This is a genomic window from Agathobaculum sp. NTUH-O15-33, assembly GCF_033193315.1.
In the GTDB taxonomy this organism is placed as follows: domain Bacteria; phylum Bacillota; class Clostridia; order Oscillospirales; family Butyricicoccaceae; genus Agathobaculum; species Agathobaculum faecihominis_A.
The window spans coordinates 1,146,007-1,170,452 of sequence record NZ_CP136187.1; the positions used below are offsets into that span (position 1 = coordinate 1,146,007).

The window sequence follows — 24,446 nt, forward strand, 5'->3', positions numbered from 1 at the left end:
GCAGGCTTTAGTGCCCCCCGTTTGGTCTCTTAGGCTCCCTGTGCTGTGGTAGGTGCTGGGGAGCCTATTTTATTTAAGGGCTTCAATTTTCTTGCGTATGATTTCGGCGGCTTCCTTTGCGGTGCTGGCCTTGATCTCGATGTTTTCCGCGAGGGTTTCAAGTAGTAAAATCAGTTCGGCTTGCGTCATGCTGTCTTGCTCCATTTCGTGACCTCCTGCCCGGTGTATTTGCTGGGGTGCTGTCCTCCTTTCCTTTAGTATGGTTATATTATATCACTAGAATTGGTGATGTTCAATAGGCAATATCACTAATATTTGTGATGTTTTTTATTGATAACAACACTTGTTCTAGTGACATAACTAAGATATAATATATAGGGAGGTGTTTACATGCCTATAAGTTATGAAAAAATGCTAAAGCTCTTTGCGGAGCGAGGTATCACAAGCTATACCGTTAGACGAGACAATGTTATTGGTCAAGCGTCATATCATAAAATTATGGAAGGTGGACACATAGATACAAGAACGATAGAACGCTTATGTAAATACTTGAATTGCCAGCCCGGCGATTTGATGGAATACCGACAAGACGAGAAGGTGCTAAACCATGCCGACTAAAATATATGTTGATGTCCTTGCCTTGTGGGACAAGAACGGAAAGATCGTCCCCAGAGCGCTAAAGATAGATGACGTGCGTTACAATATCGACAAGGTACTTGATACACGCCCGGCAACATCGCTTAAAGCGGAGCTGCCGGGAACGCGCTATACAATCCGGGTGGAGGGCAGAGATAGCCATTTGTTTTTTGATGGTACGCAGTGGTTTGTTTTTGTGGATTAAGGGCGGCCCAGCTGGCATTGCTGGGCCGCCCTTAAGGTTATCTGTTTTTACACTTTGGCCCGCCAAGCTGCGTAATAACTATTTTGGCGGCTTGCGGGTCCGGATTTTTGATTTTGACGGGGAATTGTAATCTTTTATCGTATGACCACATCAGTTATCCTCTCCTTCCCAAGGCCACGGGTCGTCGATCCAGCGCCAAGTGCCGGTGCGGGTGTCGACCTCGCGCGCGGTCAGCGGGCCGAATTGATCTTCGTATTCGGCGGCAGCCTTGTCAAAGGCTGTGCGCATTTTACTATAGTAGGCGAGCGCGGCGCTGTTTTTCGGGTGGCCGTCGAGATACTCGATCACATCGACCAGCGCGAAATCATACATGCGCACACGGTTTAAAAGCTTCTCACGTTCAGTCATCGCGGCACAGCCTCCTCACCTAGGAAAGGTTTATCCAGCGCCGGAAATATCGTGCCGCGGGAAAGCGCGAGCGCCGGTTCGTACGGCGTATCAAAGCTCTGCGCGGGGACAAAGCCCATTGCCAGAGATAGCAGACGCGGATCGATGCTGTCTGCCGGCAGCGCCTGATCCGGGCCTGTGTATTGCATATTCATAACGAGTTGCTCCTTCAGCTTAGACGGTATTGAGGGGTAACCTCACTGTCAGTGTATGCCGGATAAAAAAATGGCGTGAAAGCGTGCGCCCATGTTCATTCTGTGGTATACTGTTTCTATCAAAAGGAGGCGAAAAAGCATGGAGCTTAACGAGATACAGGCTCAGTGCGCGCAGGCGGCCGCCGAGGTATGCGATCAGGCAAAGCTGCGCGCGGGCGATCTGCTTGTAGTCGGCTGTTCGTCAAGCGAAATATCGGGTGAGAAGATCGGCACCCATTCCAGCGTAGAAGTGGCCGAGGCCGCGTTTGAAGGCATATACGGCGTTTTGCGCGAGCGCGATATTTATTTGGCCGCGCAGTGCTGCGAGCATTTGAACCGCGCGCTCATCGTCGAGCGCGCCGCGTACGAACGCTTTGCGCTCGATGAAGTAAACGTTGTGCCGCAGCCCAAGGCGGGCGGTTCGTTCGCAACGACGGCGTACCGGCGCTTTGCGGATCCGGTCGCGGTGGAAAGCGTGCGGCAGAACGCCAAAGCGGGTCTGGATATCGGCGGTACGCTGATCGGCATGCATATCAAGCCGGTGGTCGTTCCGCTGCGGATCAGCCTAAAGCGCATCGGCGAAGCGACGCTGATCTGCGCGCGCCGCAGGCCGAAATTCGTCGGCGGCAGCCGCGCGGTATACAACGAAAATTTGCTGTGAGGAAAAAATGGGATTAAAAGCGGTATTTTTTGATTTAGACGATACGCTGTACGCCAGCTTTATGGCGGGCGACGCTTACGCGTACGAACAGCTGGCCCGCTTTGCGGAGGAAACGCTCGGCGTAAACGGACAGGAATTTGTCGCGGCCTTTGCCGCCGCGCGTAAAAAGCTGGCGCGTATGCAGCCGGGCATGCCGCCGCTGCACGACCGCGTGCTGGCCGCGCAGGGCGCGCTCGAAAGCATGGGCTTGAACGCGGTGCGCTATGCGCGCGCGGTATTTTCGGTTTATTGGAACGCGGTGTTTGATAAAATGGAGCGCCGCCCGGGCGTGCCCGAGCTGCTGCGCGACCTGCGCGCCGCCGGAGTAAAAACCGCCGTGTGCACCGATATGCTGGCCGATATTCAGCTTGATAAGCTGGACCGGCTGGGCCTTGCCGATCTGATCGATTTCCTCGTTTCGAGCGAGGAGGCGGGGCGCGACAAGCCCGCGCCGCCCATCTTTCAGCTGGCGCTGCAAAAATGCGGCTGCCTGCCGGAGGAGGCGGTCATGGTGGGCGACAACTTCCTGCACGATGTGCAGGGCGCGTACGACTGCGGCATACCGGGCGTTTGGCTCAACTGGACCGGGCTGGACCGCCCGGAAAACGCCTGCCCCCACACGGAGGCGGCGGATTTTATCGAGGCCGCGCGCTATATCCGTACGCTGCTGTAAGACAAAAGGAGACTACAACCGACAATGAAGCATTTTGACTACAAGCCGCGCGGCGTGTGCTCCATGCGCATTTCATTCGACATGGAGGGCGACACGGTGCACAACGTATCCTTTATGGGCGGGTGCAACGGCAATCTACAGGCGATCAGCCGCGTGGTAGAGGGCATGACGGTCGAACAGATCGAGGGATATTTTAAAGGCATTTCCTGCAACGGCAGAGGCACCTCGTGTTCCGACCAATTAGCGACCGCGGTGCGCGCGGCGCTGGAGAAAAATTAAAAGCATACAAAGCCGCCGGGACCATGGTCCCGGCGGTTTTTGTATGCTTTTCATGATCAATCCATGATTTCCAGCACCGGCGCTTTGGCGTTTGCTTCCTCGGTGCAGACCGCCAACCGGTACGAAGGATCGGAAAAGGGGACGAGCGCGAGCGAATACGGGCGATCCGCTTCGTCGTATTCGAGCGTGGGCACGTCCGCCCGCAGACGAATACAAAAGCTGCGCAGCGGCAACAAAAGGCCCCGGCCGGTCGCCTTGACAAACGCTTCCTTGAGCACCCAGAGCGAGTAAAACGCATCCTCGCGCCGGTACAGGGGCAGACTATCGAGATAGCGCACCTCTTCCCGGTGGAAAAAGCGCGCGGCGATATCGCGGCGGCCGGGCTCGCGCCGCTCAATGTCGACGCCGACCGGATGGTCGGACACCGCGCAGACCGCCCACGCGCCCGAATGTGACAGGCTGAAATGCACGCCGGGCTGCGCGACGAGGCAGGGCTTGCCCCCCTCGGCCACCGAGATGGCGAGCGGGTGCGGGATGGACGGGAACAGCTTTGCCACCGCGTATTCCAGCAGCAGCGTCGCGGCAAAGCCCTGCGCGCGGGCGGGGCCGTGGCGGCGGTCCAGCTCCTCCAGCCGGTCGGGCGCGATTAGAGAACGGGCGGACGGGTCGTCCGGATCGGTTTTGGTCACAGGTATCGCATAAATCACGGTCAAGGCAAGATCCCCCCTTTGTGCTGCCGCGCGGTACGTGCCGCAGCGCCCTGATCTTTAATGAAATGCCAAAGCTTATTTTAGCGCATTTTGAATGGAAAAACAAGAGAGAAAGGAGCAAAGCGAATGAGAAAGCGTGTGGCCGAAGTGTTTGGCATGGTGCTGCGCAACTGGGATACGCTCATTGGCTTTGCGGTGATCTATAAAACCATAGGGTATGCCTTCCTTTTCCCGGAAATCCGCGTGCAGCTTGCCATCTTGCCGCGCCTGCTCGGCTTGCCGCATGTGGGGCAGCAGGACATCGGCGCGTTGCTCCGGTCGCCGCTGGCGCTGCTTTTGATCGCGGCCACGCTGCTTCTGCTCGCGTTTTACCTTTTGTTTGAGGTGGTCGCACTGCTGATGTATTGCGAAGCGGGGTGGGAGCGGCGGCGTATCACGCTTTGGGATATGTGGAAAGAGGGGGGCAAGCGCACCGCCGGATTGTTCCGCCCAAAAAAGGTCGCGGTGCTTTCTTTGGCGCTGCCGCTGCTGCTTTCTGTTTTTTCCATGGCGAGCGGCTGGCTGCAAACGGTGCGGGTACCCGAATTTGTTGCGGAATACCTGCGGTCCACGCCCCGGCTGGCGCTGTCGTACGCGGCTATCATCATAGCGTGCAACCTGCTGCTGTTCGGTTTTGTGTTCGGCATGCCGGCGATGTTGCTGCACGGCGCTTCTTTCCCGGCGGCATGGCGCGAAAGCCTGCGGCTCATCCGGGGGAGAAGGGCCAAAACGGGCGGGACCATGCTGCTGCTTGGCGCGCTGCTGGCCGCGACCGTTCTTTTCGCGGCGGCGGTGGCCGTGATTCTGGTGGCCGCCGGCTGCCGGATCTTGTTTCCGCCCGCGCAGGCGCGCGTGCGCTTTGCGTTTTATATGGTGATTTTACAGCGGCTTAATACCGTGAGCATGGGCGCGGTGGTCTCTGTGTTACTATGCGCCGTCATCATCTCACTATACCATGCTTACCGCGCAGAAAAGCGCCCGGCAAAGGAAAAACGCCCAAAAAAGCGCGCGAAAAAGCTGATTTGGCGAAGCCTGTTTGCGGCGGCGGCGGTCGTAATGCTGCTTTTTATGAGCGAGACCGAGCTGGGCGGCGCGTTTTTCAGCGCGGGAGAGCATGAAACGCAAATCGTCGCGCACCGGGCGGGCGGCCTGTTCGCGCCGGAAAACACCGTGGCGGCGCTGCATAACGCGATAAGGGACGGAGCGGACGCGGCCGAGATCGATGTTCAGCAGCTGCGCGACGGCACGCTCATCGTTTTACACGATTCTGACTTCCGTCGAACGACCGGCGCGGACCTGACGGTGCGGGCGGCCGCGTGGCCGGAGGTGCGTCCGCTCGACGCGGGCGCTTCTTTTTCTCCCGCCTATGCCGGCGAGCCGGTGCCCACGCTGGCGGATATGCTGCGCGCGGCCAAAGACCGCATCGATTTGATGATCGAACTGAAAGGTCCCGGCGGGATGGAACGGGCCGTGCTGGACACGATCCGGCGATACGGCATGGAAACCCAGTGCAGCATCGCCTCGATGGATTTGGAAACGCTGCGCCGCGTCAAACAGCTGGCTCCGGAAATAGAAACGGTCTATATCTCCGCGCTGCTGATCTCCGACCGCTACGACCTGCCGTATGTGGATAGTTACAGCGTGGAGACCAGCTCGCTTTCGCTGGAAACCGTGGCGGACGCGCACGCCCAGCACAAAAAAATCTATGGCTGGACGGCAAATTCGATCAAGACCCTGAACAAACTGCTGCGCTGTCAGGTGGACGGCCTTGTGACCGATAACGCCTTGCTCGCGGCATATTGCATGGAGACCAACGGCGCGGATCTGTGGATGGACGATCTGACCGCGCTGTTTTTCGGCGAGCCGGAGCAAAGCGGCGTCAACTGAAACTCGCGGGGAGCTGAGCGGCAAGCGTGGGATGCCGCCGCAGCCGGTTGCGGGAATGATGATAAGCCGCCTGAAAAACGGCCTGAAAACAGGCGGAGAAGCGATGCAGATCGTTTTGCTGGAGCGCGTCGCACAGCGATGAAAAGGCCTGCGTGATCTGCTGTGTCAAAGCTTTTTGCTCTTCGGGAGCGGGCGCCAACCGGTTTAGGTAATGGCCCCAAATCAGAATATCGTCGAACTGCCGGACGATGGTGCGCAGACAGTGATACGGCGCGTGCCGCCGCAAAAATTCCAACAGCATTTGCACGATGTGTGTGGTGCGCCGTTCGACCGAATCGCGCCACATAGCGGCGAGCGCCTCCGCCTGCCGCGCGTCCAGCGTGGCGGCGGCGGCATGGGAAAGCCGGTTTGTGCAGACGGAGAGGATCTGCATCACATCCAAATATAAAACAAGGTGCTCGCAGATCACCGGAATATCCAGCCGAAGCGGCGCCAGCGCGCCGCCTACCCGCCGTTCGATGCCCTTTTTATCCAGCACGCGGACGGCGCCGATGTCGCTGAGCAGCGCAACGGCGTTGCAGGCGGTCGATTTGGAGATTTCATAGGTGTTCATCAAGGCGGGAACGGAGGGCAGGTAGGCGCTTCCGTCAAACGCGCCGGCTTCCATGCGTTTATAAAGGCTGCGGGCCACGACGGTGTACAGCGGAACGTGTCCCTTTCCGCAAAACCACTGATAAGCGACTGCGGGGCGCTCGGCGGGATACCGCTGGTTCAGCCCGTCTAGATAGACGGCGGCGCGCGTTGCCCCGTCGCGGTACAGCTTTTCCAGCCGCCGCGTCAGCGCCGCGGGGTCGCGCTGTTCAATCGGCTGCAAGATGCTTGCAAGGGTGGCTTCCGCCAGCGCGACGCTTGTCGAAAAGGGATTGGCGAGCCGGGAGGAGGGCAGGTACGGAAGGCGCGCGTAATGCTCCATGTCCGCCCGCAGATCCATGATGACCGGATTTTGACAAGGCAGGAGCAGCGTGGTGAGAAAACGCGACACCTGCCTATGGATGCGGAATTCCTCGGTTTCTTGGCGCAGGTCGCGTATCACGGCGTAAAGCGCGCCGATATCGGCGCGCTGCGCCCCTTTGGCGTATAGCGGCGGCATAATCAGCTCCAACCCGCCATAAAGATCAAGGATGCTCTCGCGCCGCTGGAGCAGCGCGGATACATAGCCTTCATCCGTTTCATCAAAACAAACGACCGCGCGCTTGCCCGGCGCGGCGTGGATATACCCATCCGCTTCCAGCATGCGGATGACCCTTCTGACCGTGGTGATGCCCGCGTGATACTGGCGGCAGAGCTCCCGCTGGGAGGGCAAGCTTTGCCCGCAGCGGATCGCGCCGCTGTAAAGCTGCGTGAGGATGGATTGATACAGCGTTTCGTATAGAATGTTTTCCCCTTTCACCGGTCGCCCTCCCTTGGCCTGATCTGCAACCAGTATACCATAGTTTGGCGCGGTACAAAACACTTGCTTATTCATTAGAGAAGGAATAAAATAAACCTATAGTCAACACGAGAAAGACAGGCGGAAGCGAATTGCGACCTGAAAAAGGAAAGGCTTCAATATGGATATGACGACCCAAGGGAAGGATTATGAATATGCAACGCTGATGAATATGCTGCATGTCAGCGTCAGCAAGCATCTTTTGGATGAACATTTTACAATGGTGTGGGCCAACTCGTTTTATTATGATCTGATCGGCTACCCCAAAGAGGAATACGAAGCGCTATACCACAACCATTGCGATACTTATTATGTGAACGACGCGCTCGGCATACACGATGACAAGGAGCTTGCGGAATTGACGGACGCCGTCATGAAGGCGCTGTCCACCGGAAGGAACGGCTACACCCTCACTTCCAGAATGCGCCGCAAGAGCGGGGAATACATTTGGGTACAGATGACGGCCACCTTCACGGATGAATACATCGACGGCCGGCAGGTCTCCTATACCGTTATGACCGATGTCACGGAAAGCATGCAGCAGCGGATCGAGCAAACGGCCGCCTATGACAATTTGCCCGGCTTTGTGGCAAAATACCGGATTGACCCGGAAATGCATATCCGAATCATGGAAGTAAACAGCCAGTTCAATACGTTTTTCGGCGCGGGAAGCAGCCGGATCGACACGGCCGCCGTTATTTTTCAAAACAACCTGAAGCAGAACGAGGAAGTCATCCGAGCCCACCGGCAGGAGCTGACCGCGGGAAAACCGGTGCATTTTGTGATCCATGTGGAAAACAGCGCGGGCAAGACCTTTTGGCTGCAAGTCAACGCCTCCTGCGTCGACCGGCAGGGCGGGGACTATATCTATCTGGCGATTTTTATCGACATCACGAACGAGACCGAATTGCGCAGTATGCAGGAAAAGCTGGAGCAGCAGGCGCGCGAGCTACAGCAGGCGCTCGAACTGGCGGAACATGCGAGCCGGGCCAAAACGGATTTCCTATCCCATATGTCGCATGATATCCGCACGCCCATGAACGCGATCGTCGGCATGACGGATATTGCCAAGGCGCACCTGAACGAGCCGGAAAAAATGCTCGACTGCCTTGGCAAGATCGAGCTGTCCAGCCGCCATTTGCTGGGCCTGATCAACGATGTGCTGGACATGAGCCGGATCGAAAACGGCAATATCGCGATCAATACCGCGCCGGTATCCCTGCCCGAGCTGCTGGAAAACGTGGTAACGATCACACAGCCGAGCATCAAGGCGAGGGAGCAGCAGTTTGCCGTGCAGCTGCATCATGTGCGGCACGAGCGCTATTGCTCGGACGCGCTGCGCCTGCGGCAGATTCTGATCAACCTGCTGTCCAACGCGTCCAAATTCACGCCGTCCGGCGGCGCGGTGACGGTGGATATCGAAGAGTTTCCGGGGACAGCGCCGGCCGGCGCGGAACTGCGCATTCGGGTGGCGGATACGGGCATCGGCATGAGCGCAGGCTATCTCGAACACATTTTCGATCCCTTTTCCCGCGAGCAGGACAGCCGCGTGGATAAGACCGAGGGCAGCGGGCTGGGCATGGCGATCACCAAACGTCTTGTCGAGCTGCTGGGCGGCAGCATCGAGGTGCAGAGCGAGGTGGGCGTTGGCACGACCTTTGTCGTCCGCCTGCCCATGGAGATCGACGATACCGCGACGGAGCTTTGCCGGTTCCCGGAGCTAAAGGTCCTCGTGGTGGACGACGGCGCGTACACGCTGGAATATTTGGAGCAGCTGCTCGGTGAATTGCAGGTCAAAGCGGAATGCACCTCCAGCGGAGCGGACGCGGTGGAAAAGGTCGTGCGGGCCAGCCGGGAAGGGCGCGATTACGACGCGGTCATTTTGGATTGGAAAATGCCCGAGCTGGACGGCCTGCACACCGCCGAGCGTATCCGCGAGAAGGTGGGCCGTCAATTCCCCATCCTCATCATGTCCGCGTATGATTGGAGCGATATCGAGGATGTCGCAAAGCGGGCGGGCGTCAACGGTTTTTTGCAAAAGCCGATTTTTCGCTCCACGCTGTGCTATGGGATTAAAAGATACGTTTTGCAGCAAAAGGCGGAAAAAAGCGTGCAGCCCACTTATGATTTTTCGGGCAAGCGCCTGCTTCTGGTAGAAGATAACGAACTGAACCGTGAGATCGCGGTTGAGCTGTTGCAGCGGACCGGCGCGATCGTCGACACGGCGTGCAACGGCAAGCAGGGGATAGAACGGTTTGAAAACGTTCCGGAAGGGTATTACGCGCTGATCCTGATGGACATTCAAATGCCGGTGATGGACGGTCTGGCCGCGACCCGCGTCATCCGCGCGCTTTCCCGCGCCGACGCGGCGACGGTACCGATTATCGCCATGACCGCCGACGCGTTCGCGGAGGACGTCGTCGCGGCGAAGCAAGCCGGCATGACCAGCCATCTGGCCAAGCCGATCGACGTGGCCGAGCTGTACCGTGTGATACAAGCCTGTCTTGCATAATAAATGGTCCGGCAAGGGTGCGCCGCCATCAGGCGAGCTCCTTGCCGGACCGTTTTTTTATGCGCCCCCGGTCAGGCCTTGGGCTTGATGAATTGGGTATCCTCTTCAAATGCGGCCATGTGCTCGGCCCATTTGTCCTTGGGGATATCACGGATGGATACCGATACGACTCTTTCCTCTATGCCAAGGTCCTGTGCGATAAAACGCTGTACCTTTTGCGCGAGGGCGGCTTTGGTGTCATGATCCCGCCCGGGGAACATGGTGATGTCGATATGTGGCATGGTAAAAAGACTTCCTTTACGTTAATTGATCGTATTCCTCGTTGCCGACCGGTTCGAGCCACTCGTTGGAAGCGCCTTCCGCCGGTACCTCCACCGCAAGGTGCACGAACCAGCTGTCGCGCGCGGCGCCGTGCCAGTGCTTGGTCTCGGGCGGGATGTTGACAACGTCGCCCGCGTGAAGCTCGCGCGCGGGCCGGCCCCATTCCTGATACCAGCCGCGTCCGGCGGTCACCAGCAATATCTGCCCGCCCTTGTGGTGGATGTGCCAGTTATTGCGGCAGCCGGGCTCAAACGTCACGTTACCGATGCCCACCCCCTCGGTTGTGAGCATGTTCAGATAACTTTGGCCGATAAAATACTGGGCATAGCCTGTGTTTGCGGGACCTCTTTCAAAAATTCCTGATTTGGGTTCGGTCAATGATCGCGCCTCCTTTGCATCGTGTTTGTCCTACCGACATCTTATCACTTGGAGTAAACTCCATGTCAAGAGAAAATTTGAAATTTATTGTAAGCGGAAAGCGCCAACGTTTTACTCAGCAGATTGACGCCGTTCGACAGCAAGGCTTCGGTGTTGTGGAAAGCTTCGCACGCGCGGCGCAGCCACTGTGTGAAGATAAAATTCATTGAATCTCCTTCTTTCATCCGGTATAATGATAGTAAAATCAGGCGCCCTGATGAAGATGCGGCAGGGGCGGCCTGTCCGTTCGGACATAACCCGTCGAAAGCTTGGGTGGGGGGTCGCCCTGTCTAGCTCGGTTTTTCTCATGCAGATCATCGCCATGACGGCGGTATTAAAGCGATACGGGGGGAGTTATCATGAAAAGAAAGCTTACAAAAGCGGGGCTGCTGGTCGCCCTTACGGTTTTGGCCCTAGTGGGGGCCGGCTGCGGAATGGGACAGACAGATCCCGAGCTCTATCTGGACCACAGCATTCCGGAAACGCCCATCACGATTTTCACGCAGAACGAAGAGGTTTCGGACGCCATAGAAGATTGCTGCAAAACAGTCCTGAATCAGGACGGAAGCACCAATATCATGGTTTACAGCGATTCCGCCAACTTTTACGCGGACGAGGGCCTTTCCTACAGGGAGCTTCTGCTCAAACGCCTTTCCTCGGGGACGGCGGACGACCTCTACCTGATCCCGGCGGAGGACGTGCTGGAATTTGACGAGAAGGGCTATATCTACGATATGTCCGATCTGGATTTCACGGGGAACCTGTCTCAGGACGCGCTGATACAGAGCACTTATGACGGGAAGGTATTCTCCCTTCCGCTGTCCTACACTTGTTTCGGCTTTATATGGAATGTGGATATGCTGCGCGAGTATGGCCTGAACGTGCCGGAAAATCTGGAGGAATTCCTGCACGTATGCCAAACGCTGAAGGAAAACGGAATACTGCCCTATGGCGCCAACAAGGACTTTGCACTGACGGTCCCGGTGATGTGCGCAGGCCTATACGACCTCTATCAGGGGGAGGGCTGCGCGCAGAAGGTGGAGGCCGTGTCGAACGGCGCTACGCCCGTCAGCACCTATATGGAAAAGGGCTTTGCATTCCTCCAAATGCTGATCGACAAGGGGTATATGGACCCGGAGCGGGCGCTAGACACGCTGCCATCCCGGGAAGAAGAGCGGGAATTTTTCGCGGAGAGGAACTGCGCCTTTATTTGCGCCCTCTATCGCGGCAAGGCCTTCCGCGGCTATCCGTTTGAAATCCAAATGACGCCCCTGCCGGTGCTGGAAGGCGGCTCTATCTGCGTTGTGGGCGCCGACCAGAGGCTGGCGGTCAACCCGGGCTCCCAGCATCTGGACGCGGCCGTCGCCATCGTGGAGGCGCTGGGCCGGACGGAAACGCTGGATTCCTTCGCCAACAATCAAGGGAAAATCTCTTCTTCCCGAAATGCCACGGCCCCGGACATTCCCCAGTCGGATTTGCTGATTGCCTGCGTGGCTGAGGGCGGGCAGATTCCTAATCAGGACTTTCGCCTGCATTTTAACGTGTGGGATACCGTGCGGGAGCTGAGCCAGCAGCTCTGTCAGGGGCGGAGCGTGGCGGAAGTGACGGCGGAATACGACGCCATACAGCGGGAGGAGATCTCCAAATATGGGGGCGCCGCCGTGGGGGAAGGTTGGACAGACGATTGATTTTATGGTAACATAATAAGGCGTATCAGCTTGTATCAACGGGTAATGTAACGATAAGCCGGGAGTACCGTCCCGGGAAAGGGGAGCGCAACATGAGCAACTTAAGACGGGCAGTCTTGCGGTGCGGGGCCCTGCTGCTGACCCTGACCGTCGCGTTTGTATCCGTCTTTTGTGGCGGCGTCCGGGCGGCAGCGGCGTCGGAACGGATTTTAAAGGTTCCGTTCCCGCAGGTGCCCGGGTTCACGGAAACGGACGAATTCGGCAACCGGCACGGCATCGTGGTGGACTATCTTAACGAAATTGCCAATTACACCGGCTGGAAATATGAATATGTGGATATGGACAGCGACTCGGCCCTCTCGGGCTTTATGAACGGGGAATACGACCTGTTGGGCGGAGCCTACTATCAGCCCGCGCTGGAGCAGTACTTCGCCTACCCGGACTACAACGCGGGTTATACCAAAGCCTTTCTGCTCTCCCGCAGGGACGATGAGAGCATACGGGCTTACGACTGGGAGAGCATGGCAGGAAAGACCATCGGCGTCTACGACCGCGCCGAGGAGAATATCCATAGGCTGCAAAGTTTTCTTACCATCAACCAAATCGATTGCACCATCGTCTACTACAGCGGCGAGCAGATGTCCGAGGAAGGGAACCTGTACCACTATTTGAAGGATGGAGAGGTCGACATGCTGCTGGGCAACAGCTCGGACAGCGACGAAGCCTTCCGCCCGGTGGCCGCGTTCGATTCCCAGCCCCATTATATCGTCACGACGCCGGACCGCCCGGACATTCTGGCCGAGCTCAACATGGCGCTGGAGAAGATTGCCGACGCAAGCCCCAGCTTCGCGCAGGACCGCTACGACGCCAACTTCACAGACAGCGGCATCGCCAGTATTTTTTTAAACGAGGAGGAAATGGCATACATTCGCCGGAAGCAGACCGTATCGGTGGCGGTGGTGGACCAGTGGCACCCCTTTTACTGCTTGGAGTCAGCCAACAACCTCCACAATGGGCTGATCCCGGACGTTCTGGACCGGGTGGCGGCGTACACCGGCCTTACCTTTACTTATGTGACCGCGGATAGCTATGCCGAGGCCATTGAGCTGGTGCGCCGGGGCGAGGCCGATATGCTCGGCGCCTTTCTGGGTACGACGGATGAGGGCGTGGAGCTGGATATGGCCCTGTCCAGCACCTATGCCACCCTCAACGACATCGTCGCCCGGAACAAGTCGGTCAGCTTCCCCGCCGAGGGGCTGGTGGGCGCGGTCATGGAGGGGCGGCATATCCCCGCCAGCATACGGGCCGCCGAGGAGCGGACCTACCGCAACGTGCCGGATGCCCTTGCGGCCGTAAACCGGGGCGAGGTGGACTTCGTTTACGGCCTATCCGCCCGGATCGAGCAGGTCATTCAGGAGCACCACTTTTCCAACGTCGTGCCCAACACCCTCGTCAACAATCGCAACGACATTTGCTTTGCGCTGCCCCGGCCCACCACGGTGGAGCTGCTCACCATCTTAAACAAGGCCGTTAACAGCCTGAGCAGCGAGGACAAGGTCACGCTGGTCAATCAAAACCTGATTTCGGTGGGGGCGGGCCACCTCTCCGTGGTGGAGCTGGTCTACGCCAATCCCTTTCTTTTCGTGTCCCTATGCGCCGGCATCTTCCTGCTGCTGGGCGTGCTGCTGCTGGTGGTCGCCCGCTCCCGCATCCGCGCCGCCCGCATGATGGGCGAGCTGGAGCGGGCGGAGGCCGCCAGCCGGGCCAAGGGAGAGTTCCTCTCCCGCATGAGTCACGAGATCCGCACCCCCATGAACGCCATCGTGGGTCTGAGTGAGCTCACCTGCCGGAGAGAGGATGTCTCGGAGGGCGTGCGGGAGAATCTGTTGAAGCTCCGCGCCTCTTCGCACTACTTATTAAGCCTCATCAGCGACATTTTGGATATGAGCCGCATTGACAACGGCATGATGACGGTCTCGAGCGAGCCCTTCTCTCTGGAACGGCTCCTGACCGATCTGGAGAGCATGATGGCCTCGGAGGCCGGCCGGCGTGAAATCAGTTTTTCGGTGGTGCGGGACCTCGCCGACGACGCCGTGCTGGGGGACGCTGTGCGTCTCAAGCAAATTCTGACCAATCTGGTTTCCAACGCGTTCAAGTTTACCCCCTCCGGCGGCTGGGTCCGCCTTACCGTCACCGAGACGGAACAGGGCGACGGGCGGGCGAGCTACCGTTTTCAGGTGGCGGACAGCGGCGTGGGCATCGCGCCCGAGCATCAGGAGCGAATCTTCGGCGCCTTTGAGCAGGTGGGCCCCAATCTGGCCAAGAGTCAGGGAACCGGCTTGGGCCTTGCCATCAGCCGAACGCTGGTGGAACTGATGGGCGGGGAACTGAAAATTAGGAGTGCGCTGGGTCAGGGCAGCGAGTTTTACTTCACGGTGTCTCTCCCTCTGGGCGGCGAAGCGTCCGCGCCGGAGTCCTCCGGGCAGTCGCAGTCCCTGAACGGGCTGCGTATCCTGCTGGCCGAGGACAACGACCTGAACGCTGAGATCGCCACCGAGCTGCTGGAGCTTCCAGGGCGCCAAGGTGAGCCGGGCCGAAAACGGGGCGGTGGCCGTTGCCCTCTTCCGGGATAGCGCGCCCGGGGAGTTTCAGGCCGTCCTCATGGATATCCAGATGCCGGAGCTGAACGGTCTGGATGCCGCGCGGGAAATCCGGGCCATGGACCGGCCGGACGCCGGAAGCCTTCCCATCATCGCCATGACGGCCAACTCCTTTCAGGAGGACGTGGACGCGGCCATGAAGGCGGGAATGAACGGCTTCGTGACGAAACCGGTGGACGCCGACTATCTCTATCAGGTGCTGCATCAGGCGGTAAAGCGCCGCTGAGCCGCCGCGATCCAGTAAGACAATTTGGATGACGCAGGGCACCACAATGATTGGCGCTTTGGGTTGCTTAGAAAATAGGAAAAAGCCGCACGTCTTGATTTCTCAAGACGTGCGGCTTTTCCTTTTGGCACCCCGAAGACGATTCGAACGTCCGACCTACCGCTTAGGAGGCGGTTGCTCTATCCCCTGAGCTACCGGGGCGTATGATTTTTTTTCGCGGCGCGCGAGAATATGGAATGAAAAACTGGTAAGGGACGGCAAAAATCACATACTAGGCTTATGCGGTCCGCGCTTTTTATGATACCGCACAACGAAGGAAAAGTCAATCGAGAATGAGAATGGAAAATATAAAGCCCGAATATTTATGAATTTCGGCAATTTCCACAAGAATGCCATTGCACCGGCTCAATAAAAATGATAGAATACAAGTAATTAAAATGGGTCAGTAGGGGGCTTTTCCCACCGAAGGCCTATTTTAGCGGTTAAAAGGAGGGCATCGAAACGTGAAACAAATGCACATTACGGAAACCGTGCTGCGCGACGCGCAGCAGTCGTTGATCGCCACCCGGATGCCGTTTGCGGATTTTGAAGCTGTGCTGGACGAGATGGATCAGGCCGGCTATCACTCGGTGGAATGCTGGGGCGGGGCAACGTTCGATTCCTGCCTGCGCTATCTGCACGAGGATCCGTGGGAACGGCTGCGGAAGATCAAATCGCACATGAAAAACACAAAGCTGCAAATGCTGCTGCGCGGTCAAAATCTGCTCGGTTATCACCATTATTCCGACGATACCGTGCGCCGCTTCGTGCGAAAAAGCATCGAAAACGGCATGGATATCATCCGCATATTCGACGCGCTGAACGACATGCGCAATATCGAAGTCGCGGTACAGGAATGCATCGCCGCGGGCGGCCACGCGCAGGGCTGCATCTGCTATACGCTCAGTCCGATCCACAACCTTGATTTGTTCGTCTCGCTCGGTAAGCAGATCGAGGAAATGGGCTGCCACAGCCTTTGCATCAAGGACATGGCGGGCATCATGAGCCCGAAGGAATGCTTTGAGCTGGTCAGCGCGCTGCGGGAGAATATCAGCCTGCCGATCTACGTGCACACGCACGCGACCACGGGCCTTGGCTACATGACCTATCTGAAGGCGGCGGAGGCGGGCGCGGCCGGGATCGACTGCGCGACCTCGTGCTTCTCGGGCGGCACCAGCCAGCCCGCCACGGAATCGCTTGTCTATACGCTGGCGCAGATGGGCTTCGACTGCGGCGTGGATACCAAGATCCTGAAAAAAGTAAACGACTTTTTCATTCCCGTGCAGCAAAGATTCGCGGCGAGCGGCGTGTTCGATCCTTATGTGCTGTCGACCAAGACCGATGCGCTCGTCTACCAGATTCCGGGCGGCATGCTGTCCAATCTGGTCGCGCAGCTCAAGGCGCAGAACGCGATCGACAAGCTGGACGCGGTGCTGGCGGAAACGCCCCGCGTGCGCGAGGATCTGGGCTATCCGCCGCTCGTAACGCCGCTTTCCCAGATGGTCGGCGTGCAGGCGACGGTCAACGTATTGCTCGGCGAGCGGTATAAGTCCATCGGCAAGGAAATCAAAAGCTATATCCGCGGCGAATACGGCAAAGCGCCCGGCAGCATCGACGCCGCGCTGGCGGAAAAGGTGCTGGGCGGCGAACAGCCGCTCACCACGCGCTATGCCGATACGTTGGAGCCTGAGTTCGACAAGGCGAAGGAATACCTCGGCGGCCGCGCGGAAAGCGAGGAGGACGTGCTCAGCTACATCGCCTTCCCGCAGCAGGCCGAGCAGTATTTTGATATTCGCGACGCGGAAAAGCCTTTTGTCGCGCAGTACACCATCAGGGAGGTAGGGTAAACCATGTTGATCGGCAATATGACCACGGAATCGCTGATGATCGCGGTATCCGGTATTGTAATCGTTTTCATCATGCTGGCGGTGCTCTCCATCATCATCGTGGCGATTTCCCGCGCGGTCGGTTCCATCGCGGGCAGCATGTCCGCCGCGCCGGCAGCCGCAGCGCCCGGCCCCGCGCCCGTTCGCCCGCCCGTGCCCGCGCCCGCCCCGGTGGCGGCGCCGGTGCAGCTTTCCGGCGTGAACGACTTGACCGCGGCCTGCATCATGGCCATTGTCAGCGACGAGCTCGGCGTGACGCCGGACCAGCTTGTTTTCAAATCCATTCGAGCACTGTAAAAGGGGGTAATCGACATGAAGTATATCGTAACGCTGAACGGCAAGCAATATGAAGTAGAAGTGGAAAAGGGGCAGGCCACCGCCGTGCTGAAGGGCGACGCACCGGCGGCTCCCATAGCTCCCGCAGCGCCGGCCGCAGCGCCCGCAACGGCGGCTCCGGCGGCAGCGCCCGCCGCGGGCGGCGAGACCGTGGCGGCGCCCATGCCCGGCACCATCCTAGACGTGCGCTGCGCTGTCGGCCAGCAGGTCAAGGCGGGCGACGTGCTGTTCATCCTCGAAGCGATGAAGATGGAAAATGAGATCTGCGCGCCGCATGACGGCGTCGTCTCTTCGGTCAGTGTGCAAAAGGGCGCGGCCGTAGATACCGGCGCTGTTCTGTGCGCGCTGTAACAGGGGGCGTCGAATATGGGAGACTTTTCCTTCATCGGTGTGCTCGAAAAAATCATTACCGAATCCGGCTTCGCCGCCATGGTACAGGACCCGCGCAGCCTTGTGATGATCCTCATCGCGTGCGTGCTGCTCTATCTCGGCATTGGTAAGAAGTTTGAGCCGCTGCTGCTCGTGCCGATCGCGTTCGGCATCCTGCTGGCCAACTTTCCGCTCACCGGCCTTTTAAACGGTCCGGTCGTCGCGGCGGACGGCACCATGACCAGCCCCGGCATGCTGTGGGTGTTCTATCAGGGCGTGCAGCACGCGATCTATCCGTCCATCATCTTTCTCGGCATCGGCGCGATGACCGACTTTGGCCCGCTGATCGCGCGGCCCTCCTCCATGCTGCTCGGCGCGGCCGCGCAGTTCGGCATTTTCTCCGCGTTCCTGCTCGCGCTCGCGCTCGGCTTCCCGGAAGCGGTCGCGGCGGCGATCGGCGTAATCGGCGGCGCGGACGGCCCGACCGCTATCCTGACGGCCTCCAAGCTCGCCCCGGCGTTCCTGCCCGCGATTGCGATTGCCGCTTATTCCTACATGGCGCTGATCCCGCTGATTCAGCCGCCGCTCATGCGCGCGCTGACGACGCAGAAGGAGCGCGAGATCAAAATGGAGCAGCTCCGTCCGGTATCCAAGGCGGAAAAGATCGTGTTCCCGGTCGCGGTCACGATCATTGTCGTCGGCCTGATCCCGGAAACCGCGCCGCTGATCGGCATGCTGATGCTGGGCAACCTGTTTCGCGAATGCGGCGTGGTGGACCGTCTGTCCGATACGGCGCAAAACACACTGATCAACATCATCACGATCTTCCTCGGCCTGTCTGTCGGCTGTAAGGCGGTCGCGGAGACCTTCCTGTCTTGGGATACCATCAAGATCATTGTGCTTGGCTTGCTTGCGTTCATGCTGTCCACGGCGGGCGGCCTGATCTTCGGCAAGGTGATGTGCAAGCTGTCCGGCGGCAAGATCAACCCGCTGATCGGCTCGGCCGGCGTTTCCGCCGTGCCGATGGCCGCGCGCGTCGCGCAGGTAGAGGGCCAGAAGGCCAACCCGGCTAACTTCCTGCTCATGCACGCCATGGGCCCGAACGTGGCCGGCGTCATCGGCTCCGCTGTCGCCGCGGGCTTTATGATCAAGGTGTTCGGCGGCTGATCAAAGAAAAGAGTAATAAAAACGGCTGTGCAGCTTGTGCGCGGCCGTTTTTATTGCGCAACGTGTGAAAAAGCGGTATGATACTCTAAACGGCGATACAGAAAGGGGAAGCGTATGAAAATGCCGCAACGGATGGACCCGAGGATGTTCGCGCCCTGTGGGATGAACTGCACGGTCTGCTATAAGCATTGCTACCATAAGAAGCCCTGCCTGGGCTGCCTGTACAGTGACGAAGGCAAACCGGAGCATTGCAGGGCCTGCAAAATCAAGGACTGCGTCCGCGAAAAGGGCCTTTCGTATTGCTATCAGTGCGCGGAATATCCCTGTCAACGAATCAAGAACCTTGAAAAGAGCTATCATAAGCGCTATCATGCCAGCTTGATGCAGAATAGCCGGACGGTGGAGGCGGAAGGGCTGGAGGCGTTTATGCAAAGCCAGCGCCAAGCGTTTACCTGCGCCAAATGCGGCGGCGTGATATCCCTACACGACGATGAATGCAGCGAATGCCAAGAGCCAAAGGGCAAATAATGTACAAAATTGCATAAGTTCGTGCGGTTTTGTTGCATGATAAGGCAATTTGCGGTATGATAGTCCTATCAGAAATAGGGGAGGAAGCTTTATGGAACTGGACGGGTTATCGGGGATTATGCTCGCGTTCGGTATTATTTTTGCACTGGTCAACTGCTTTCTGGGGTATCGGCTGCAGCGTGTTTGGATCGCGGCGACCTGCTTTGTGATCGGCTTTATTGTGGGCGGCGTGATTAGCTCGCATTTTGCGCTGCACATGGCGCTGGGCGTACTGCTCAGCATGGCGCTCGGCGTTCTGCTGGTGCTTGTTTCATTTAAACTGTATCTGGCGGGCGTATTCGTGTTTACCAGCGGGCTGACGCTGCTGCTTTGCCGCATGCTGATCGAAACGACATGGCTCGGCTGGACGGTGGGCGCGCTGGCCGGCCTGCTGATCGGCATTGCGTCGGTCAAGGCGACGCGGGTGGTCATGATCCTTGTCAGCGCCGTCAGCGGCGGCCTGAACGCGGGCCAGATGCTGATCTCGCTCATGCCGGGGGCTGCGACAGGGTCGGCGTGGATGCCGCTTCTGGTGGGCGTTCTGCTGGCCTTATCGGGCGTCGCGTTTCAGTTCGCCACGACGAAAGACCGGCCGCATGTGCCCAAGGTGACGGCGGAAGACAAATAAAACGAAAGCGCGAGGCGCGTATTCCGGCGGCAGAAACGCCGGAATATTTTTTGCCGAGGAACCGGGGTTCGATTGACATTTGGTCGATATTTGATATAATAGATACAGAAATGAATGGGTGGTCTTTATTATGCAGACGTTGAAGGATGAGCTGCGCCACAAGATTTTGCTGGAATCACAGCACCTTTTTCTGGAGCGGGGTTATGCGCGTACATCGCTGCAAATGATTGCGGATAAAGTGAATATCAGCAAAAGCAACATGTACCATTACTTTAAAAGCAAGCAGGATTTGTTCTATGAGCTGACGGATAACGCGGCCGACGGCCTGCGCAGCGTGGTGCTGCGCCTGCGAGACAAACGGTTCGATCCAGCGGTCGGCATGCCGGAATATCAGCTGCTGGTGGACGAAGCGTTTATCCAGCTTTGCCTGAACGAAAAATACGGCCTGCTGTTGATCATGGAGCAGGCGCAGGGCACGCGGTACGAAGGGCTTAAGGCTACGCTCATTGACATTCTGGCGGCCAAGACGGAGCCGCTGCTGGCCGACGACGATGACCGCGAGCTGCTCGCAAAGATCATTGTACATAACCTGATCGACGGCCTCATACAAATTCTGAAAAGCCGCGTCCGGCCGCGCGGGGTGCGGCGCAGCATCACCCTGCTGGTCGATTACCACACGCACGGCATCGGCGCGCTGATGAGAAGATAGCTAAACAGCCGGGAAAGCATGTCGAAAAAGTCCTCACGCCGCAGCGTGCATAAAATTGGATTTTGCCGCTTGCGGCAAAATTCATAAAAACCGGGAGCATGTATCCAATGTCATTAAGTTAAGGTCAGACAAGACAAAAAGGTATCGCAAGCACAGAACATGTAGGGCGCGACGCCCTCGGCGCGCCGAGAGCGAAGCACCGGGGTAAGTGAGAGCATCAAACAGGCTGGTACGGCCGAGCGAAGGGACATGGTTTCTCAGGAAGTGTTACGTCCCTTCGAGATGGCGCGCCGAGGCGTCGCGCCCTACTAGCTCGGTGAATCCCTTGTTTTTTCCTGTGCGCTTCCCTTATCTTAGTGACATTGAGCATGTATCTCGGTTTTTTTACAAACCGACTTCAAGTGCGGCCCAGGCCGGCTTCTATTGCCCCAAAGGGGCAATTCACCTTCTGCCTGTAAGGCGCGCGCAGAAGCCGGAATACTCGATCGAAATGGGGCTTTGTTTCGACAGCCTCACAGCCGGGAAAGCAAGCTACGCTTGCTTTCCCGGCTGTTCTTTATTTCGCGGGTCTACCCGCCGGACGCCCTGCATACAGTGTTAGTAACGACAGTGCGAAACGGCAGGGGGGACGACGGTGAAAGGCTTACCCGAGGAGCGGGCGATCCAGCTCGCACATTATATGATCGAGCATGAGGCGACCGTGCGGCAAACGGCGGCGCGGTTCGGTATTTCTAAATCAACCGTACATAAGGATATTACCACGCGGCTGAAAACGCTGAACCGTGAGCTGTTCGACGGCGTGCAGGCCGTGCTGCGCAAGAATAAAAACGAACGCCACATCCGCGGCGGCATGGCGACTCGGGAAAAGTACCGCGTAAAAGCGGCTTCACCGGCAGGCAGGCCATAAAAAGGCGGCCGCCCTTCCTTTGGCGGAGGGGCGGCCGTAAATATGCCGGGGGAATCTTACAGGCTGGCGATTTCCTTCATGCAGGCTTTGCAGACGTTCTTGTTCTTGTAATGGATAACGTCCTTCGCGTTGCCGCAGAAGACGCAGGCGGGCTCGTACTTCTTCAGGATGATCTGGTTGCCGTCCACGTAGATTTCGAGCGCGTCCTTTACGTCGATATCCAATGTTCTGCGCAGCTCGATGGGGAGAACGATTCTTCCGAGTTCATCGACCTTTCTAACAATGCCGGTGGATTTCATGTGTAACACTCCTTCATTTCTTTGTTGGGTCTTTTCATTTCTATCACCAAGCCCTCAAAAGGGACTTGCGTGCGAGGGAAAGGGGGAAAGCCAGGTGCTTTCCGTTGTATGGGTCTGTTTTTTGGTGCTTTCGCTGGTCTGTGGCGTTGCCACCGGCCGGTTGGACGCGGTAACGGCGGCAGTAAGTACGGGAGCGGCGGAGGCGGTAACGCTTGCCATCAGCATCGCCGGGCTGATGTGCTTTTGGAGCGGCCTGATGGAGCTGATCAGCGCGTCCGGGCTGGCGGAAAAGCTTTCGCGTTTGCTCATGCCGGTGCTTCGCCCTCTGTTCGGCGCGGCGTCGCGCGATAGAGAGGCGATGGAGGCGGTCAGCGCCAATGTAACGGCCAATTTGCTTGGCTTGTCGAATGCGGCTACCCCGCTGGGGCTTAAGGCGGTGGACCGCCTGTACACCCTTGAGGGGCGGCGCGGCTCTCCGGACACGGTGCTGACGCTGATCACGCTGAACACCGCTTCGATCCAGCTCATTCCATCCACCGTGGCGGCGGTGCGAGGCGCCTGCGGCTCCGCGGCGCCGTTTGACATTATGCCGGCGGTATGGGTGGCATCGATTACATCTGTTGCGGCGGTATTGATCAGCGGGCGGCTGATGCGCCCTTTGTTCCCGGAGAAAAATCGGGGGAAATAGCGGACCCAATTACATTTTGTATTATTGCACATGGAAAGCGAAAAATTTGTCGAAATGCAAAACATTTCCTAAAGTATTTCCTAAAAATTGAATAGCTCGTCAAATCAGGAAAGGGTGAAGTGCAAAACCATGCGTTTAATGCAAGCCGGGTTGGTGCCGCTTATGCTGGCCGCCGTTGGATTATACGCACTGTATAAAGGTGTGGATGTATTCCCAACGTTCCTGCGGGGGGCGAAGAGCGGGTTGCAGACAGCGGTAAGCATACTGCCCACCATGGTGGGCATGCTTACCGTTGTATACATGCTGCGCGCTTCCGGCGCGATAGACATAGCCGCGGCCGCGCTGGCGCCGGTGCTGAATCTGTTTGGGATACCGCAGGAGTGCGCGGCGCTGACGCTGCTAAAGCCGATCAGCGGCGGCGGAGGGCTGGCGCTGGGCAGCGAGATTATGCAGCGATGCGGACCGGATAGCTACGCCGGCCGCGTCGCGGCGGTGATGCTGGGTTCTTCAGAGACTAGTCTATATACCATCAGCGTATATAGCGGGCACTTGGGGCTATCCAAAATGCGTTATATGGTGTTTGCCGCTCTTTGCGCAGACTTGACGGCTTTTGCCGTTTCGGCCGCCATGGTGCGCGTCATGTTTCCGTACAAATGACATTATATCTCTTTTTTTCGACAAAATCCATAGAATGACAGGAAGTTTGTCGAAACAAACAAAATAATCTATAATCGCTTGTGCAAATAGTGATAACTTTTTAGCGCAATGGTAATATATTCACACAAAAATAGGAAGAAAAAATCCCCGTCAGGAAAAACCTGACGGGGATTTTGCCGTTGTTGGAAATCGGCCAAGGGGCTTACTTGATGATCTCCTTGCCGAACGGGCCGTCGTAATCGAAGAAGCCCTTGCCGGTCTTAACGCCCAGCCAGCCCGCGCGCACCATCTTGCGGAGCAGCGGGTGCGGGCGGTACTTGGTGTCGCCGGTCTCGTGATAAATGTTTTCCATAATAGCGAGGTTTACATCGTGGCCAACCAGATCCGCCGTGTGCAGCGGGCCGGACTTCATGCTCGCGCCGAGCTGCATCGCGATGTCGATATCAGCAGGGCTGGCGATGCCGTCCGCGTAGATGCCGATGGCTTCGTTCATCATCGGGATCAGCATGCGGTTTACGACAAAGCCCGGGCCTTCGTCCACGGCGACCGGCGTCTTGCCCAGCGCGGCCATCAGGTCGTATGCAAACTGGAAGGTCTCGTCAGAGGTCTGGATCGCGCGAACGACCTCGACCAGCTTCATGATCTGTGCCGGGTTGAAGAAGTGGCAGCCGATAAACTTGTCGGCGCGGTGCGGGATGGAAGCGGCCATCTCGGTGATGGACAGGCCCGAGGTATTGGAGGCGAAGATCGTGTGGGGCGGGCAAATGCCGTCCAGCTCCTGCAGCAGGTCGATCTTGAGGTCCATGCGCTCCAGAATGACCTCCATGACGAACTCGGCTTCGCAGGCGTCCTTGCGGTTCACCGTGGTGGAAAGGCGGCTCAGGCGCTCAGCCTTGTCGGCCTCGGTGATCTTTTCTCTGGAAACCAAGAAGGACAGATCCTTCTCGATGATCGAAACGCCGCGATCGAGGAAATCCTGCTTGATGTCGAACAGCTTGACATCGTGACCGCCGTTAAGAAATACCTCAGCAATGCGCGCACCCATGTTGCCCGCGCCAAATACACAAATTTTCATTATGAAAAACCTCTCTTCTCTCTCGTTGCAGCTCTC

At 58.0% G+C, this 24,446-nt stretch carries 30 protein-coding genes, 1 tRNA gene and 1 pseudogene; 20 read left to right on the plus strand and 12 right to left on the minus strand.

Annotated features, from left to right (window positions below; genetic code table 11):
* Positions 1-69: 69 nt before the first annotated feature.
* Entirely contained in the window at positions 70-204 is a 135-nt protein-coding gene (locus tag RWV98_RS05975; RefSeq protein WP_317864489.1) for a hypothetical protein, read from the minus strand.
* A gap of 207 nt (positions 205-411) precedes the next feature.
* On the opposite strand from RWV98_RS05975, the gene RWV98_RS05980 reads away from it, so the two are divergent.
* Together RWV98_RS05980 and RWV98_RS05985 are read left to right on the plus strand one after the other, a co-directional pair.
* A complete protein-coding gene (locus RWV98_RS05980; protein ID WP_317865704.1) occupies positions 412-618 on the plus strand; it encodes a helix-turn-helix domain-containing protein in 207 nt (68 codons plus the stop codon).
* Positions 608-841: a hypothetical protein gene (locus RWV98_RS05985; protein ID WP_317864491.1), complete on the plus strand. Its 234-nt coding sequence runs from the start codon at positions 608-610 to the stop codon at positions 839-841. Before RWV98_RS05980 ends, RWV98_RS05985 begins: the two co-directional genes overlap by 11 nt.
* 55 nt (positions 842-896) lie before the next feature.
* Here RWV98_RS05985 and RWV98_RS05990 read toward each other — a convergent pair.
* The 3 genes and pseudogenes from RWV98_RS05990 to RWV98_RS06000 form a co-directional block, all read right to left on the minus strand.
* Positions 897-992, minus strand: a pseudogene (locus RWV98_RS05990) (manganese catalase family protein); the annotation flags it as partial.
* Entirely contained in the window at positions 992-1,249 is a 258-nt protein-coding gene (locus RWV98_RS05995; RefSeq protein WP_280960964.1) for a spore coat protein CotJB, read from the minus strand. The gene RWV98_RS05995 and the pseudogene RWV98_RS05990, both read right to left, overlap by 1 nt.
* Positions 1,246-1,443 (minus strand): spore coat associated protein CotJA, encoded by a 198-nt coding sequence (locus RWV98_RS06000; RefSeq protein WP_280960965.1) that lies wholly within the window; start codon positions 1,441-1,443, stop codon positions 1,246-1,248. Before RWV98_RS06000 ends, RWV98_RS05995 begins: the two co-directional genes overlap by 4 nt.
* Before the next feature lie 139 nt (positions 1,444-1,582).
* Here RWV98_RS06000 and RWV98_RS06005 point away from each other — a divergent pair, with 139 nt between their 5' ends.
* From RWV98_RS06005 to RWV98_RS06015, 3 genes are read left to right on the plus strand one after another with little or no spacing between them, the layout of a single operon-like run.
* Positions 1,583-2,143 carry a TIGR01440 family protein gene (locus RWV98_RS06005; protein ID WP_317864493.1) on the plus strand — a complete coding sequence of 187 codons (561 nt, stop codon included), beginning with the start codon at positions 1,583-1,585 and terminating at the stop codon, positions 2,141-2,143.
* Between the two features lie 7 nt (positions 2,144-2,150).
* A complete protein-coding gene (locus tag RWV98_RS06010) occupies positions 2,151-2,855 on the plus strand; it encodes an HAD family hydrolase (protein ID WP_280960967.1) in 705 nt (234 codons plus the stop codon).
* Between the two features lie 24 nt (positions 2,856-2,879).
* Positions 2,880-3,134 (plus strand): TIGR03905 family TSCPD domain-containing protein, encoded by a 255-nt coding sequence (locus RWV98_RS06015; protein ID WP_280960968.1) that lies wholly within the window; start codon positions 2,880-2,882, stop codon positions 3,132-3,134.
* 56 nt (positions 3,135-3,190) lie between these two features.
* Here the strand turns inward: RWV98_RS06015 and RWV98_RS06020 are convergent, their stop codons facing one another.
* Positions 3,191-3,841, minus strand: coding sequence for a 4'-phosphopantetheinyl transferase family protein (locus RWV98_RS06020; protein ID WP_280961048.1), 651 nt, complete (start codon positions 3,839-3,841; stop codon positions 3,191-3,193).
* A 129-nt stretch (positions 3,842-3,970) separates the two neighbouring features.
* Between RWV98_RS06020 and RWV98_RS06025 the strand changes: the two genes are divergently transcribed.
* Positions 3,971-5,770: a glycerophosphodiester phosphodiesterase gene (locus RWV98_RS06025; protein WP_317864495.1), complete on the plus strand. Its 1,800-nt coding sequence runs from the start codon at positions 3,971-3,973 to the stop codon at positions 5,768-5,770.
* Here the strand turns inward: RWV98_RS06025 and RWV98_RS06030 are convergent.
* The gene (locus RWV98_RS06030) at positions 5,763-7,220 is read right to left on the minus strand and encodes a GntR family transcriptional regulator (RefSeq protein ID WP_317864497.1); all 1,458 of its coding nucleotides are present in this window, start codon (positions 7,218-7,220) and stop codon (positions 5,763-5,765) included. The genes RWV98_RS06025 and RWV98_RS06030 overlap by 8 nt on opposite strands.
* A 160-nt stretch (positions 7,221-7,380) precedes the next feature.
* On the opposite strand from RWV98_RS06030, the gene RWV98_RS06035 reads away from it, so the two are divergent.
* Positions 7,381-9,771, plus strand: a complete 2,391-nt coding sequence (locus tag RWV98_RS06035) for a hybrid sensor histidine kinase/response regulator (RefSeq protein ID WP_317864499.1) — start codon at positions 7,381-7,383, stop codon at positions 9,769-9,771.
* A gap of 71 nt (positions 9,772-9,842) precedes the next feature.
* On the opposite strand, the gene RWV98_RS06040 is transcribed toward RWV98_RS06035, so the two are convergent.
* The 3 genes from RWV98_RS06040 to RWV98_RS06050 form a co-directional block, all read right to left on the minus strand.
* Complete coding sequence (locus RWV98_RS06040) at positions 9,843-10,052, minus strand: tautomerase family protein (RefSeq protein ID WP_317864501.1); 210 nt, start codon at positions 10,050-10,052, stop codon at positions 9,843-9,845.
* Positions 10,053-10,068: 16 nt separating this feature from the next.
* Positions 10,069-10,470: a cupin domain-containing protein gene (locus RWV98_RS06045; RefSeq protein WP_280960973.1), complete on the minus strand. Its 402-nt coding sequence runs from the start codon at positions 10,468-10,470 to the stop codon at positions 10,069-10,071.
* A 65-nt stretch (positions 10,471-10,535) separates the two neighbouring features.
* The gene (locus RWV98_RS06050; RefSeq protein WP_317864503.1) at positions 10,536-10,676 is read right to left on the minus strand and encodes a hypothetical protein; all 141 of its coding nucleotides are present in this window, start codon (positions 10,674-10,676) and stop codon (positions 10,536-10,538) included.
* 192 nt (positions 10,677-10,868) lie between these two features.
* On the opposite strand from RWV98_RS06050, the gene RWV98_RS06055 reads away from it, so the two are divergent.
* The 3 genes from RWV98_RS06055 (at position 10,869) to RWV98_RS06065 (ending at position 15,083) form a co-directional block, all read left to right on the plus strand.
* Complete coding sequence (locus RWV98_RS06055) at positions 10,869-12,197, plus strand: ABC transporter substrate-binding protein (protein WP_317864505.1); 1,329 nt, start codon at positions 10,869-10,871, stop codon at positions 12,195-12,197.
* Between the two features lie 92 nt (positions 12,198-12,289).
* Positions 12,290-14,830, plus strand: coding sequence for a transporter substrate-binding domain-containing protein (locus RWV98_RS06060; RefSeq protein WP_317864507.1), 2,541 nt, complete (start codon positions 12,290-12,292; stop codon positions 14,828-14,830).
* The gene (locus RWV98_RS06065; protein WP_317864509.1) at positions 14,805-15,083 is read left to right on the plus strand and encodes a response regulator; all 279 of its coding nucleotides are present in this window, start codon (positions 14,805-14,807) and stop codon (positions 15,081-15,083) included. The genes RWV98_RS06060 and RWV98_RS06065 overlap by 26 nt, the downstream gene beginning before the upstream one ends.
* Positions 15,084-15,208: 125 nt before the next feature.
* Here the strand turns inward: RWV98_RS06065 and RWV98_RS06070 are convergent.
* Positions 15,209-15,284 (minus strand) — tRNA-Arg (locus RWV98_RS06070).
* Positions 15,285-15,586: 302 nt separating this feature from the next.
* Here RWV98_RS06070 and RWV98_RS06075 point away from each other — a divergent pair.
* The 8 genes from RWV98_RS06075 to RWV98_RS06110 all read left to right on the plus strand — a co-directional run bounded on the left by RWV98_RS06075 (position 15,587) and on the right by RWV98_RS06110 (position 21,691).
* Positions 15,587-16,969, plus strand: a complete 1,383-nt coding sequence (locus RWV98_RS06075) for a pyruvate carboxylase subunit B (protein ID WP_317864510.1) — start codon at positions 15,587-15,589, stop codon at positions 16,967-16,969.
* A gap of 3 nt (positions 16,970-16,972) precedes the next feature.
* Complete coding sequence (locus tag RWV98_RS06080) at positions 16,973-17,305, plus strand: OadG family transporter subunit (RefSeq protein ID WP_280960978.1); 333 nt, start codon at positions 16,973-16,975, stop codon at positions 17,303-17,305.
* A gap of 15 nt (positions 17,306-17,320) precedes the next feature.
* Complete coding sequence (locus RWV98_RS06085) at positions 17,321-17,695, plus strand: biotin/lipoyl-containing protein (protein ID WP_317864513.1); 375 nt, start codon at positions 17,321-17,323, stop codon at positions 17,693-17,695.
* A gap of 15 nt (positions 17,696-17,710) precedes the next feature.
* On the plus strand, positions 17,711-18,880 hold the full coding sequence (locus RWV98_RS06090) for a sodium ion-translocating decarboxylase subunit beta (protein ID WP_280960980.1): 1,170 nt from the start codon (positions 17,711-17,713) through the stop codon (positions 18,878-18,880).
* Between the two features lie 120 nt (positions 18,881-19,000).
* Positions 19,001-19,408 (plus strand): DUF3795 domain-containing protein, encoded by a 408-nt coding sequence (locus tag RWV98_RS06095; protein WP_442872105.1) that lies wholly within the window; start codon positions 19,001-19,003, stop codon positions 19,406-19,408.
* A gap of 91 nt (positions 19,409-19,499) precedes the next feature.
* Positions 19,500-20,075, plus strand: coding sequence for a hypothetical protein (locus tag RWV98_RS06100; protein ID WP_317864517.1), 576 nt, complete (start codon positions 19,500-19,502; stop codon positions 20,073-20,075).
* A gap of 130 nt (positions 20,076-20,205) precedes the next feature.
* Positions 20,206-20,784, plus strand: a complete 579-nt coding sequence (locus tag RWV98_RS06105; protein WP_280960983.1) for a TetR/AcrR family transcriptional regulator — start codon at positions 20,206-20,208, stop codon at positions 20,782-20,784.
* Between the two features lie 634 nt (positions 20,785-21,418).
* Positions 21,419-21,691 carry a sporulation transcriptional regulator SpoIIID gene (locus RWV98_RS06110; RefSeq protein ID WP_280960984.1) on the plus strand — a complete coding sequence of 91 codons (273 nt, stop codon included), beginning with the start codon at positions 21,419-21,421 and terminating at the stop codon, positions 21,689-21,691.
* Positions 21,692-21,747: 56 nt separating this feature from the next.
* On the opposite strand, the gene RWV98_RS06115 is transcribed toward RWV98_RS06110, so the two are convergent.
* Complete coding sequence (locus tag RWV98_RS06115; RefSeq protein ID WP_280960985.1) at positions 21,748-21,990, minus strand: AbrB/MazE/SpoVT family DNA-binding domain-containing protein; 243 nt, start codon at positions 21,988-21,990, stop codon at positions 21,748-21,750.
* 94 nt (positions 21,991-22,084) lie between these two features.
* Here RWV98_RS06115 and RWV98_RS06120 point away from each other — a divergent pair, with 94 nt between their 5' ends.
* Together RWV98_RS06120 and RWV98_RS06125 are read left to right on the plus strand one after the other, a co-directional pair.
* Positions 22,085-22,678 carry a nucleoside recognition domain-containing protein gene (locus RWV98_RS06120; protein ID WP_280960986.1) on the plus strand — a complete coding sequence of 198 codons (594 nt, stop codon included), beginning with the start codon at positions 22,085-22,087 and terminating at the stop codon, positions 22,676-22,678.
* A gap of 129 nt (positions 22,679-22,807) precedes the next feature.
* Positions 22,808-23,335: a nucleoside recognition domain-containing protein gene (locus RWV98_RS06125; protein ID WP_317864520.1), complete on the plus strand. Its 528-nt coding sequence runs from the start codon at positions 22,808-22,810 to the stop codon at positions 23,333-23,335.
* 202 nt (positions 23,336-23,537) lie between these two features.
* On the opposite strand, the gene RWV98_RS06130 is transcribed toward RWV98_RS06125, so the two are convergent.
* Complete coding sequence (locus RWV98_RS06130; RefSeq protein ID WP_317865707.1) at positions 23,538-24,413, minus strand: 3-hydroxyacyl-CoA dehydrogenase family protein; 876 nt, start codon at positions 24,411-24,413, stop codon at positions 23,538-23,540.
* Positions 24,414-24,446 lie beyond the last annotated feature (33 nt).